Origin of the sequence: Streptomyces fuscichromogenes, from assembly GCF_014645815.1 — a bacterium.
Lineage (GTDB): Bacteria > Actinomycetota > Actinomycetes > Streptomycetales > Streptomycetaceae > Streptomyces > Streptomyces fuscichromogenes.
Genome location: NZ_BMML01000003.1, coordinates 56,368 through 69,402, shown reverse-complemented (window position 1 = coordinate 69,402; position 13,035 = coordinate 56,368). Strand labels below are relative to the sequence as shown.

The 13,035-nt window shown below is 73.6% G+C and carries 8 protein-coding genes; 6 read left to right on the top strand and 2 right to left on the bottom strand.

The genetic code is table 11. From position 1 onward, the window contains the following. Positions 1 to 229: 229 nt before the first annotated feature. Together IEZ11_RS07425 and IEZ11_RS07415 are read left to right on the top strand one after the other, a co-directional pair. A complete protein-coding gene (locus IEZ11_RS07425) occupies positions 230 to 1,204 on the top strand; it encodes an alpha/beta hydrolase (RefSeq protein ID WP_189261811.1) in 975 nt (324 codons plus the stop codon). Between the two features lie 826 nt (positions 1,205 to 2,030). After that, the gene (locus IEZ11_RS07415) at positions 2,031 to 2,801 is read left to right on the top strand and encodes a polysaccharide deacetylase family protein (protein WP_189261810.1); all 771 of its coding nucleotides are present in this window, start codon (positions 2,031 to 2,033) and stop codon (positions 2,799 to 2,801) included. A gap of 26 nt (positions 2,802 to 2,827) precedes the next feature. Here IEZ11_RS07415 and IEZ11_RS07410 read toward each other — a convergent pair whose 3' ends face one another. Continuing rightward, positions 2,828 to 3,274: a GNAT family N-acetyltransferase gene (locus tag IEZ11_RS07410; RefSeq protein WP_189261809.1), complete on the bottom strand. Its 447-nt coding sequence runs from the start codon at positions 3,272 to 3,274 to the stop codon at positions 2,828 to 2,830. 124 nt (positions 3,275 to 3,398) lie between these two features. Here IEZ11_RS07410 and IEZ11_RS07405 point away from each other — a divergent pair, with 124 nt between their 5' ends. After that, on the top strand, positions 3,399 to 5,756 hold the full coding sequence (locus IEZ11_RS07405) for an FUSC family protein (protein ID WP_229712859.1): 2,358 nt from the start codon (positions 3,399 to 3,401) through the stop codon (positions 5,754 to 5,756). A 306-nt stretch (positions 5,757 to 6,062) separates the two neighbouring features. On the opposite strand, the gene IEZ11_RS07400 is transcribed toward IEZ11_RS07405, so the two are convergent. Then, positions 6,063 to 6,851: a sugar isomerase domain-containing protein gene (locus tag IEZ11_RS07400; protein ID WP_189261808.1), complete on the bottom strand. Its 789-nt coding sequence runs from the start codon at positions 6,849 to 6,851 to the stop codon at positions 6,063 to 6,065. 165 nt (positions 6,852 to 7,016) lie between these two features. Here IEZ11_RS07400 and IEZ11_RS07395 point away from each other — a divergent pair, with 165 nt between their 5' ends. The 3 genes from IEZ11_RS07395 to IEZ11_RS07385 all read left to right on the top strand — a co-directional run bounded on the left by IEZ11_RS07395 (position 7,017) and on the right by IEZ11_RS07385 (position 12,915). Further along, on the top strand, positions 7,017 to 7,901 hold the full coding sequence (locus IEZ11_RS07395) for a MurR/RpiR family transcriptional regulator (protein WP_189261807.1): 885 nt from the start codon (positions 7,017 to 7,019) through the stop codon (positions 7,899 to 7,901). A gap of 122 nt (positions 7,902 to 8,023) precedes the next feature. Further along, positions 8,024 to 12,289 carry a glycoside hydrolase family 38 N-terminal domain-containing protein gene (locus tag IEZ11_RS07390; protein ID WP_189261806.1) on the top strand — a complete coding sequence of 1,422 codons (4,266 nt, stop codon included), beginning with the start codon at positions 8,024 to 8,026 and terminating at the stop codon, positions 12,287 to 12,289. Beyond that, the gene (locus IEZ11_RS07385; protein ID WP_189261805.1) at positions 12,286 to 12,915 is read left to right on the top strand and encodes a peptidyl-prolyl cis-trans isomerase; all 630 of its coding nucleotides are present in this window, start codon (positions 12,286 to 12,288) and stop codon (positions 12,913 to 12,915) included. Before IEZ11_RS07390 ends, IEZ11_RS07385 begins: the two co-directional genes overlap by 4 nt. The last annotated feature ends 120 nt before the right edge of the window (positions 12,916 to 13,035 follow it).

The window sequence follows — 13,035 nt, the reverse complement described above, 5'->3', positions numbered from 1 at the left end:
GGCGGCAGGGAGTCGCCTGCCGCGGTCCGTGGTGCAGGGGCTCCCGTACGGTGCCGGCCACGTGATGCCGCCTCCGCGGTCCGATGTCAGGCTGGAAGGCGATGCCGCCCGCCCGGCCCTGCCGCCGACGCACCCGCGGCGCCGCGCTCGACCGGTGGTGCCCCACGCAGGCGAGCGGCCGGCCGAACCCCACCGCCGCGGCATCGGCACTTTCGTCTGGAGGTTCGTCATGAAGAATCTGCCCCCGCCGCCCACCCCGTACCTGGAGCCCGCGGCCCGCGAACTCGCCGACGCCACCGCGCCCCACCCGCGGATCTACGAGGTGTCGCCCCCGCAGGGCCGGGACATACTCGCCGGTCTCCAGACGGGCGAGGGTGTGGCCAAACCACCGGCCGACGAGAGCTGGATCGACGTCGACACCGGCGAGTGGGGCACCGTACGCGCCCATGTCATCAAGCCCGAGGGCATCAACGGACCGCTCCCGGTGATCTTCTACATCCATGGCGCCGGGTGGGTCTTCGGCGACGAGAACACCCATGACCGTCTCGTCCGCGAGCTGGCCGCCGGGGCACGCGCGGCGGTGGTGTTCCCGGTCTACGACCGGGCGCCCGAGGCCAAGTACCCCACCCAGATCGAGCAGAACTACGCGGTCGCCCGGTGGGTCGTGCAGCACGGCACCGAGTACGGCCTCGACCCGTCCCGGATGGTCGTGTGCGGGGACTCCGTCGGCGGCAACATGTCGGCGGTGCTCGCCCAGATGGCCAAGGACCGCGGCGACATCGACCTCGCCGCGCAGATCCTGCTCTACCCGGTCACGGATGCCGACTTCGACACTCCGTCCTACCAGCAGTTCGCCGACGGCTACTACCTCACGCGGGACGGCATGATCTGGTTCTGGGACCAGTACACGTCCGACGACACGCAGCGCCGGGAGCGCTACGCGGCCCCGTTGCGGGCCTCCGTCGACGATCTCAGGGGGCTGCCGCCGGCCCTGGTGATCACCGACGAGGCCGATGTGCTGCGCGACGAGGGCGAGGCCTACGCGGCGCACCTGCGGGAGGCTGACGTCCCGGTCACCGCGGTGCGGGTCCAGGGCATGGTCCATGACTTCATGATGCTCGACAGCCTGCGCGACACGAAGGCCACGAACGTCGCACGGCACCTGGCCGTCGACTCCATCAGGGAGGCCCTGCACACCACCTGAGACTCCACCGCCTCCGGCCGCCGAGCCCCTTGCGGGTCGGCGGCCGGAGGCATGAACGGAGGCATGAACGGCGGCATGACCGTTCCGGCCGCCGTCCGAGGCGTGCTCGACACCGCTCCGCGTGCACGGCACCCCGGCCGCCGACGAACGGGCGCGACACGGTGCGGCGCATGCGGGAGCTCGTCGGCGTGACCGCCGGGCGGGTCCGGGGCCCTGCCGGTGCACAGGAGGTCCGGCCACACCGTCGTGGTCGTGGCCGTCCCCGTGGGCAGCGCCGTCAGGATGCGGGGGGGCCGAGGCTCGGCGTCGACGACCGCAAGCGCCGACTCCGCGGCCGCACGGTCGCTGATCCCCGGCAGCTCACGCAACACCGCTGCCAGCGCGGCGACTTCGGCGAGGCGGACCGTCCTGAACGCGTACGCGGACTCCGGCGACACGTTGCGTTCCAGGTCCGGCGGCGCCTGGGCGAGAAGGTCGCAGAATCACGGCCGGGCCGCGATCCGGTCGGGTCCGGCACCGGCAGCCTCGGCCGGCCGTGCGCGCAGTGCCGCCCACCACTGCCGCCGGCCCTGCGCGGTGAGGGTCGACACCGTTGCACCGGCACGGCCGTCGGCAGTCCCTTCGGCCCGCTTTCGCCGACCGCTGATCCCGTCCGCCGGGAACCGCCAACACCCATCGGCCGTCCCCGCGTTAAAGGCCTCGCAGGGAGCCTGTCGCAGAACCCTCGCGGAATTGTCCGTGATCGGTGACGAACGGATCCGGTGCCCGCCGCCTTCCGTCCTGACGGGTGCACGAGGTCGGCTCAACGACAGGGAACGAGGCGGACATGGCGCGGCACGGCGGACGGGGATGGTACGGCCAGGTGGCCGCGGCGGCGCTCGGGGTCACAGCCGTGACCGTGGCCGCCTCGCTGTGGACCGCGCAGGCCGGTCCCGTCGACGGGCGGGCGGAAGCCAGGACTTCGACGCACCACAGCGCTCCGAAGGCGGCCCCGGTGTCGGTGGAGATCGCGCACGCCTCGGACCGGGGCGCCCGGGGCGTCAACATCACCATCGACGACGGACCGGACCCGGTCTGGACCCCCGAGGTGCTGCAGGTCCTCAAGGAGTACGGCGTGAAGGCCACGTTCTGCATGATCGGACCGCAGGCGCAGGCGCACCCGGACCTGGTCAAGGCGGTGGTGGCGGCCGGGCACCGGCTGTGCGACCACACGGTCTCCCACGACGTCACCATGGACACCAAGCCGCAGGCCTACCAGTCCCGGCAGATCCTCGACGCCGAGGCCATGATCACCAAGGCCGCCGGAGGCGTACGGCCGCTCTACTACCGCGCCCCGGGCGGCGCCTTCACCCCGTACAGCCGCAAGGTCGCCGCCTCCCACGGCATGCGTCCGCTGGGCTGGAACGTCGACTCGAAGGACTTCGAACGCCCCGGCACGACCGCCATCGTCGCCACGGTCGAGGGGGAGATGCCCAACGGGCCGACCATCCTCTTCCACGACGCCGGCGGCGACCGCTCCGAGACGGTGGCAGCCCTCCGCGAGGTGCTGCCGTGGCTGAGGGAACAGGGGTACACGTTCGGCTTCCCGGTGCGCTGAGCCGGGGCGCTGCCGGCGGGGGCAGGTCATCCGGTGGGCCACTTGAGGTAGGCCGCCGTCTCGTGGAAGCCCAGGCCGCGGTAGAACACGGCAGCCCTGCGGGTCGGCACCGTCACCTCCACGTCGTGTGCCTTCCGCGCCCGCGTCTGCACCGCCCGGACCAGTGCGGAGCCCGTGCCGCGGCCGCGCAGCGGGACGTCCACCGTGAGCTCCAGCAGTTCCAGGACCGTGCCGCCCGCGAAGAGGGTCGGCATGCGTACGGCGAGGACGTATCCGGCCACCCGCCCGCCGTGCTCGGCGACCAGGAACTCGGCTTGGCCGTCGGCCGCGGCCGCGATGACCAGGGGGAAGGTCGTGCCGTCGAAGACCGCGCGGTCGGGGCGGTGGCTCGTGACGAATCCGGCCAGGAGGCGGTACACGTCGGCGGAGTCCGCGGGTACGGCGGCTCGGATCGTCGTCCCGGGAGCGCTCACCTCGCCGACGCTACCGTGACCGTCGTCCCCGGAAACGGCGTTTCTCCCCCACGCGGGCGCACCGGCCCGCTCGGGGAGTCCCGCGCCCCGGCAAATGTTGCGGACGGCCCGGCGGTGGCCGCATATGGGTGGTGTGCGCGGTGCGGCGGCGGGGTCGGCCGCCCGGGGCCTGCGGGAGGCGGACATGTCGGGGCGGGCACCACGCTGGGTGAGGTGGCTGCGCGGCAGGGACCCGGACCTCGGGGCGACCAGGCGGGCGGCGCGTACGGCGCTGGTGATGCCCGCCCTGTTCGCCCTGTGCACCGAGGTGCTGCACTCCCCGACGATGGCGAGCTACGCCGCGTTCGGTTCGTTCTCGATGCTGCTGCTGGTGGACTACTCCGGGCCGATGGTGGAGCGGCTGCGGGCACAGGCGGCGCTCGCGGTGGCCTGGCTGGTCCTGATCTGCGCCGGCACGCTGGCCGGCCGGGATCTCCGGCTCGCCGTGGCGGCCACGGTCGTGATCGGGTTCGTGGTCCTCTTCGCCGGTGTCGTCAGTTCGGTCCTGGCGGGCAGTTCGACGGCGCTGCTGCTGGCCTTCGTCCTGCCGGTCAGCGCCCCGGTGCCGCTGTCCCAGCTGCCCGCCAGGCTCGCCGGTGCGGGCCTGGCGGCGGCCGTGGCGCTGCCTGCCGTCGCCCTGCTGTGGCCACGCCCGGTCGCCGATCATCTCAGCGCCCCGGCGGCCGCCGTCTGCCGTGCCGCCGCCGGGTATCTGCGCATCCGTGCCTCGCTGCCGGGCCCGGACGGTCCGCTGCCCGACGCCGAGCGGTGCCGGGCCGGTGCGGAGCAGACCGCCCAGGTCGGCGCGGAGCTGCGCGAGGCCTTCGACGCCACCCCGCACCGCCCCACCGGTCTGTCCGCGACCTCCCGTGCCCTGGTCCGGCTCGTGGACGAGTTGACCTGGCTGTGCGGCATCCTCGTCGACCGGTCCGAGTACACCGACGAGCCCCCGGGCTGCGATCCGGCCGCGCACACCGTGCGCCGGGCCGCCGCCCACGTCCTGGAGGCGGCCTGCGACCTGCTCACGGACCTGAACGGGGACACCGGTCCGCTGCGGACCCGGGAGGAGAGGCTGCGGACGGCCCTGGCCGGGATGGAGCACAGCTCGACCGTCCGGGTGCCCGCCGAACATCCGGGCGGCACCGGTACGGCGGAGGTCTACGGGTTCATCGCCACGCTCGACGTGTCCTTCCGCTCCCAGGAGCTCGGCTTCGCCGTGCTGCAGATCGCCGACAACGTCGACGCGGCGGCCACCGCCTGGCAGCGCAGCTGGCCGGAGCGGCTCCTCGGCCGTGAGCCGGGCGCGCTGGCCGCGCCCCTGGCCGCCGCCCGGGAGCGGGCCGTCGCCCATCTCCAGCCCGACTCGGTGTGGCTGCACAACAGTCTGCGCGGTGCCGTCGGCCTCGGCATCGCCGTGTTCCTGGCCGGGGTGACCGGTGTGGGGCACTCCTTCTGGGTGCTGCTCGGCACTCTGTCCGTGCTGCGCTCCAACGCGCTCAGCACCGGGCAGAACGCGGTGCGCGCCGTGGCCGGCACCGTGGCGGGGTCCGTGATCGGCGCCGGGTTGCTGCGTCTGATCGGCCACCACGGCACGGCTCTGTGGTTCGTGCTGCCCGTGGCCATCCTGTGCGCCGGGATCGCGCCCTCCGTCATCTCCTTCGCCGCCGGGCAGGCCGCGTTCACCGTCACGCTCGTGGTGCTCTTCAACATCGGCCAGGACCCCAACTGGCACATCGCCCTGCTGCGCGTCCAGGACATCGCGCTGGGATGCCTGGTCAGCGTCCTGGTGGCGGTGTTCTTCTGGCCGCGCGGCGCCCGGGCCGCCGTACACAGGGCTCTCGCCGACGCCTACCACGACAGCGCCGGTTACCTCGGCGGCGCCGTCGACTACGCCCTGGGCCCGCGCCGCCCCGCCGGCCCCGATCCGCGGGGCCGGGTGGCGGCGGCCTCCGCCCGCCGTCTGGACGACGCGTTCCGCAGCTATCTCGCCGAACGCGGCGCCAAGCCGCTGTCGCTGTCCTGTACGACCACCCTCGTCACCGGGGTCGTCGGGCTGCGCCTGGCCGCCGACGCCGTCGTCTCGCTGTGGCAGGGCGAGGACCGGGCCCGCTCCCAGGCCGTCCGGGCCGACGCCCACCGTGCCGTCCTCGGCTCGACGTCCCTGGTCACCGACTGGTACCACGTCTTCGCGGCGAGCCTCTGCGACCGGTCGCCCGTCCCCGACGTCGTCCCGCTCCGGGCCGAGGAGGCGGTACGGCTCGTGGAGTCCGTCCGTACCGAACTCAGCGACGCGCAGGGACGGGCCACGCCCGTCGCGGTCCGGATCATCTGGACCGGCGACCACGTGGACGCCGCCCGCCGCCTCCAGCCCGCCCTCGCCGAGGCAGCCCGGGCCCAGGCGCGAGCACACCACCGCCGGCCCCGCAGAGGTGCAGGCAGCTGAGCCGAGGCCGGATCGACCGACACCGCACGACACATCCGGCGAACCGATCCGAAGACCGATCGGGCAGCGCCCTTGAGGACCGGCCCCGAACCCGCCCGCGCAACCCGCCTTCGCCGCCGGTCTCGGCCTGCTGGTCACGCCGACGACGGCGGGTCTCCCGCCGCACGTCGGCGCCTGGCGGGCGGGTGCCGAGGAGCATCCGCCGACGGCTGTGCCGAACGCCTGTCCGATGGGCGTGTCCAGCTCGGTGTCCGACGTGACGACCGGCCGGCGGTCTCGCCGGCCCTCCGCCACGACGACGCCAGGTCAGCTCGCGGTGCGCCGGATCCGTCCGGCGTACCGCTTCTCCAGTTCCAGGTTGCCCTCGAAGCCGCCGGGCACGTTGGCCGAGACGTAGACCGGCGGGCGGTCTCCGGAGGCGAGCAGGAGGCCGGCCGCCTCGGCCACCGCCATCTGTACGAGCATCACCCCGGTCAGCGTGGACAGCGCGCAGACCGCGCCGCCGCCCGGGAGTTCGAGGAGGGCGTCACCGCGCGGAGCCGCGTTGTCGAGGACCACGTCGGCCAGGTCGGCGAGCTTCCTGCCGCTGGGGTGGCCGGCCGGGACCGCCCTGGTGTGGGCGAGGGAGGTCAGGGCGAGGAGCCGGTGTCCGCGCTCCTTGGCGTGCAGGGCCATCTCCACGATCACGTTGTTCACCCCGGAGTTGGAGATGACGACGAAGAGGTCCTGGGGGTGCGGGGCGGCGAGTTCGTAGAGGCGGGCGGCGACGCCGGGCTCGCGCTCCAGGAGCGGGTCGTCGAGGACGCTCGGGTGCTCGCCCCCGTAGAGGACGAGGTCGGCGATGCTGATCCGGTTGGTGGGCACCAACCCGCCCGCGCGGCCCGCGACTTCGAGGACCATGGCCTGGGAGTGCCCGGTGCCGAAGGCCTGGACGACCCCGTCGGCGCGGATGCAGTCGGCGATCAGTGCGGCGGCCCGGGTGACGTCGTCGCGGGCTGCCCCGGTGAGGCGCTGGAGGGCGGCGAGGCCCTCGCGGGCGAAGCGCTCGGCGTTCACCGGGCCGGTGCCGGACTCGTTGGCGGACTCGACGGACACGTGCGCACTCCCCACTGCCGGGTACGACCGGATGGATTGAACCACCCCAACTACACCGCTTTCGATGAATCAATAAATCATGCGCGCCGTACGCAGTGCAATGCCGCGTCCTTTCGGTCCTGGTATTCACCAGACCGCTCAAAGGGTGGCTGATACCTTCTCCTCATGCCCTCGACCGACGTCACCACACTCATCCGGACCGAGCTGCCGCGCCTGGCCGGCTCCCTGCGGAAGGTCGGCGAACTGATCCTGGAGGATCCGGCCGCCGTCACCCACTGCTCGGCCGCGGAGCTGGGCCGCCGCACCGGCACCTCGCAGGCGACCGTGACCCGGTTCTGCCGGGCCATCGGCCTCGACTCCTACCAGCACCTGCTGATCGCGCTCGCGCAGGAGCGGGGCCGCGGCGAGGTCTCCGACTGGGGCACCGCCGAGATCGGCCCGGACATCTCCCCTGACGACAGCCTGGAGCGGGTCGTGAAGGTGGTCGGCACCGCGGACCTGCGGGCCGTCCAGCAGACCCTGGACCGGATCGACCTGGACGCGGTCGAGCGGGCCGCGCAGGCCATGGCCCGGGCCCGCAGGATCGACGTCTACGGCGTGGGCGGCAGCGGCGCGGTGGCACAGGAGACCGAGACCCGGCTGTTCCGGATCGGCTGTACGGTGCGCGGCTGGACCGAGGTGCACGCCGCCGCCACCTCGGCCGCCCTGCTCACCCCCGCCGACGTCGCGATCGGCATCTCCCACTCCGGGGCGACCCGCGAGACGACCGAGCCGTTCGAGACGGCCAAGGAGCGCGGCGCGACCACCATCGCCCTCACCGCCGACCCCCGGTCCCCGCTCGCCCGCGCCGCCGACATCCGGCTCATCTCCTCCACCTCCGAGACCAGCTTCCCCACCGGCATCATCGGCGCCCGCCACTCGGTACTGGTCCTCATCGACTGCCTGTACGTCCGGGTCGCCCAGCTCTCCTACCAACGGGCCAGCGCCTCACTGGCGTTGACCGACCACATCGCCGGACAGCACACGGTGAAGTCCCGCCGGTCCCGGTGAGCCGACGCCGTCCCCGCATGGCACCTCCTGCATGGATGAACCATCAATGACTAACATGCATGGTTGATTGAACCACCACTCGATGCCAGGATGGGGCTCCGCCGAGCACTCGTAGGAGCCCCATGCGTGTGACCTCTGTCGAGTCGACCGAGCTCTTCACCGGCACTCCCGAGCGACCGCTGCAAGTGATCACGGTCCACGTGGAGCACATCCCGGGCCGTCCGGTACTGCTGGGCGTCGAGGGGCCGGGGGTCCGCAGCGTCGGCGAGAACCGGGCGGTCGCCGACGCGGACGGGACCGTACGCGCCGAGGTCCCCGTGTCCGCCGAGCGGCTCGCGCCCGGCGACCGCCGCACGGTCACGGTGACCGTCGAGGACGCGGGCGCGGGCCGGCTCCTGCGTCACGCCGCCGAGTTCACGGCCGCCGAGCCCGGCTGGACCATGTTCATGGTCAGCCACTTCCACTACGACCCCGTCTGGTGGAACACCCAGGCCGCCTACACCGAGACCTGGGACGTCGCCGACGACCCGGAAGGCAGCGGTCTGCCCGCCCGTACCTTCGACTCGCGCGGCCAGTCCGGGATGAGCCTGGTACGCGCCCACTGCGACCTGGCCCGCCGCGACCCCGCGTACACCTTCGTGCTCGCGGAGGTCGACTACCTCAAGCCCTACTGGGACGCCTTCCCCGAGGAGCGGGCGTTCCTGCGCCAGCTGATCCGCTCCGGACGCGTAGAGATCATGGGCGGTACCTACAACGAGCCCAACACCAACCTCACCGGCGCCGAGGCCACCGTGCGCAACGCCCTGTACGGGGACGGCTTCCAGCGCCGGATCATGGGCGCGGCGCCCGAAACCGCCTGGCAGCTGGACGCGTTCGGGCACGATCCGCAGTTCCCCGGGCTGATGGCGGACGCCGGGATCACCTCCAGTTCCTGGGCCCGCGGGCCGTTCCACCAGTGGGGGCCGACGCTCTCCGTCTTCGGCGAGGAGCCGCGCGATCCCGGGCGGATGCAGTTCCCGGCCGAGTTCAGCTGGATCGCGCCCTCGGGGCGCGGACTGCTCACCGCCTACATGGTCAACCACTACGGCGCCGGCTGGGCGATCGACAACGCACCCACCCTGCCGGAGGCGGAGGCGGCCGCGCTCAAGCTGTTCCAGGGGCTGAAGAAGGTCGCGCTCACCAGGAACGTGCTGCTGCCGGTCGGCGGGGACTACGCTCCGCCCTGCCGCTGGGTGACGGCCATCCACCGCGACTGGAACGAGCGGTACGTCTGGCCGCGCTTCGTCAGCGCCGTCCCCCGCGACTTCTTCGCCGCCGTGCGCGCCGAGTTGGCCGCCGAGGGCCGTACCGCCTCGCCGCAGACCCGGGACATGAACCCGGTCTACACCGGCAAGGACGTCTCCTACGTCGACACCAAGCAGGCCCAGCGGTACGGCGAGACCCTGCTGACCGACGCCGAGGCCTGGGCGACCCTCGCCTCCCTCGTCACCGGGCACCCCTACCCGGAGGCGGCGCTCGACAAGGCCTGGCGGCAGTTGCTCTACGGCGCCCATCACGATGCCATCACCGGCTCGGAGTCGGACCAGGTGTACATCGATCTCCTCACCGGCTGGCGGGAGTTGTACGACCTGGCCGAGACGGTGCACGCCGACGCCACCGACGCGCTGGCCCGCGCGGTCGTCCCGCTGCCCGGTGGCGCCCCGGACCTGGTCGTCTTCAACGCGGCCGGCCGGCGACGCCGGGACGTGCTCACGGTCGACGACCCGGGCGGCCTGGTGCCGCTGGACCTCACCGGCCTGCCGCTGCCGGCCGTCCGGGAGGACGGCCGGCTCCGGGTCGTCGTACCGGACGTCCCGGGACTGGGTCTCAAGACCCTTTCGTTGGCGGACGGTTCGGTACCCGGGTGGGCACCCGGCGAAGGGTTCGCCATCCGCAACGACTTCTACGAGGTCACCGTCGACCCGGTGCGCGGCGGCGGGGTCTGCGGGCTGCGCCGGCTCACCGAGGACGGACGGGAGTTGCTGCGCCCCGGTGACCTCGGCAACGAACTGGTCGTACAGGAGGAGTACCCCCGGCATCCGCGGTTCGGCGAAGGGCCCTGGCATCTCACCCCGACCGGCACGACCGCCGCCCGGAGCCGGGACGTCACCGCGGACGTCGCGGTCGAGCACTCCCCCGCCGGGTCGCGGATCACCGTCCGCGGTGACCTCGGGCTCTTCCGGTACACCCAGCGGCTGACCCTGTGGACGGGGGTCGACCGGCTCGACGTGACGACGAGCATCGACGGGTACGACGGCGCCGACCGGCTGATCCGGGTGCGCTGGCCCTCGGACGTGCAGGGCGGGCTGCCGGTGCACGAGGTCGCGGACGCGGTGATCGGGCGTGGCTTCGGGTTCGTGGAGGTGGACAGCGAACGGTTCCCGTGGACGCTCGACAATCCGGCCAACACCTGGTTCGGGCTGGGCTCGACGGCCCGGATCGCCGTGCACGACGACACCGGCCGGCTGCTCGGGCACCGGGCGGTCGGGGTCGCCGAACTCGTCTACGCCGACTGGGACACCGCCGGCGAGCTGGGCACCCCGCTCGCGGCGGCCCTGGTGCGGGCCGGTGTCACGGCCACGTCGACGGTCGCGGACGGTCCGCGCTACGGCGACCTGGAGGTGGACTCCAACCTGCCCGACATCCGGATCGCCGTGGGCGGCCCGGATCGCAACCCGGTGGTCGCCGAGGCCCTCGGCTGGGATCCGGCGGCCGCTCGGGAGGTGGACCGGCAGCTGGCCGGGGGCGGCCTCGCGGCCGTCTGGGTGGCCCCGCGCGCCTCACTGCGCGAGGAGTGGGTACCGGGCGCCGATCTTCGCGAACTGGAGCAGCTGCCCCTGCTGGTCGTGGCCGGCGCCGAGGACGACGCGAAGGCGGTCGACGCGCTGATCGCCGACCTGGACGACGCGGTCGTCCGGGCCACGGCGGCGGGGCGCGGTGAGGCGCTGCCGCCCGGCGACGCCTGGGACGGGCGCAGCTTCGCCGTCCTCAACCGGGGCACGCCCGGCTGTGTGGTGACCCCCTCCGGTGACCTGTACATGTCCCTGATGCGGTCCTGCACCGGCTGGCCCTCCGGCATCTGGGTCGATCCGCCCCGCCGCACCGCGCCCGACGGATCCGGGTTCCAGCTCCAGCGCTGGTCGCACACGTTCGACTACGCCGTGGTCGCGGGTACGGGCGACTGGCGGGAGTTGGGGCTGCCGCGGGCGGGGCATGCCTTCAACCACCCGCTGACGGCCCGGATCCGGCGGCCCGCCGAGGCACCGGGCAGCCTGCCGCGCACCGCGACCCTCCTCGCCCTCGAACCCGAGGGCCGGGTGCTGCTGGACGCGTTGAAGCCGAGCGGTGCGCCCCTCGCGCGCGGCAGCGCGGCGGCCGCGGATCCGGCGGACGGGGTCGTCGTACGGCTGCACGAGGTGGACGGGCGACCGGTGCGGGCCCGGATCACCGGGCCCCTGCCCTGGACGGCGGGCACTCGGACGGACGTCCTGGAGACGCCAGGAGAGCCGCTCGTCCCCGACCGCGGTGCACTCGGCCTCGACCTCGGCGGCTTCGAGGTGGCCACGGTACGGGCGGCTCCCGGGAACGCGCCGTCCGCGCCGGGTCCCGGGGTCGCCGCGCACGAACCCGCCCAGCCGGTCGCCACCCGCTACTGGCTGCACAACTCCGGGCCCGCGCCGCGCGGCAACCTCCCGGTCGCCGTCCACCTCTCGCCGTCCGTGCTCACCGCCTCGGGACCCGTCACCGCGACCCTGCGGATCTCCTCGGAGCTCACGGACGCCCCGGCAGCGGGCACGGTCGGCCTCCGGCACCCGCCCGGCTGGACGGCCGAACCCGCCTCCCTCCCCTATGCGTTGGGCCCCGGCGGCTTCACCCTCACCGAGGTCACGCTCACCCCGCCGCCGGACACCCCACCCGGCCGGTACTGGCTGGCGGCACGACTGGTCCGGGACGGGCAGGCGTACGAGGACGTGGTCGCCGTCGATGTGCCGGGGGCCGTGCCGGAGGGCGAGCCGGACGGGCGGACCGGGCCGACTCTGCTGGCCCGCCTCGGAGTCGAACGGATCGCCGTGCGCCGGGGTGAGCGGATGACGGTCCCGGTCGTGCTGCGCAACCCGACCCGTGGGCCGGTCCACGGCACCCTGTGGGCGGTGTCCTCGTGGGGGACCTGGGCCGGCGTGGCCCCGGGCTGCCAGGGGTTCACGGTGGCCGGCGGGGAGTCGCTGGAGTGCGGGATCGAGGTGGACGCCACGGCGGTGGAGTCCGGGGCGTACTGGCTGATGGCGAAGGTCGCCTGGCACGGGTGTGTGGCCTATACCGAGGCGGTCGTACTGGAGGTGACACCGTGAGCGAGCAGGCGGCGGTGGTGGACGGGACGTCCGTGCCGGCGGAGCGGGTGGACGCGCTGCTGGCGGCCGTTCCGGCCCGGGACCGCGAGAGACCGCGCCAGGAGGCGCTCGCGCGGGCCGAGCGGCAGCGCAGGCGGTGGGCGACGCAGGTCGTCGTCACCGACGAACTCGCCCGGCGGGCCTGCGTGGAGCGCGGCCTCGCACCGCCCCGGGAGGTCTCCCCCGAGCGCGTCCTGGCCGTGTCCGGGACCGATGTCGCCGACCTGGGCAGCATCGTCGCGGTGGCGCTCGCCCACTCCCCCGCCGCCCGCGCCCTGTTGGCCGCCCTGGAGGCCGAACAGCGGGTGCCGGAGGAGGCGGTGCGGGACTACTACGTCCGCAACCGGGACCGCTTCCTCACCAAGGACGCGCTACGGCGGGGCGTCGACGCCTTCACGACGGCGGCGGCCGGGGACTTCCAGCCGTTCGAGCGCGTACGGGACGACGTGGCAAGGGAGTTGCGGCGGGCGCGGGGACGCCAGGCCTTCTTCGACTGGCTGGACCGGGCCCGGGCCGGCGTCGAGTACACGGCCGGGCACGAGCACCCCGGCGACCCGGCGCATCCGGACCACGAACACCGGCACTGAGCCCCCCGCGTCGGCGCACGGAACCGAAACGCAACACGGAAACCATTGACCTCCGATGAATTTTGGTCCACCTTTTCATCAACCAGGCTGCAAGTTGGTGATTTGAACCATCCGGAAGCG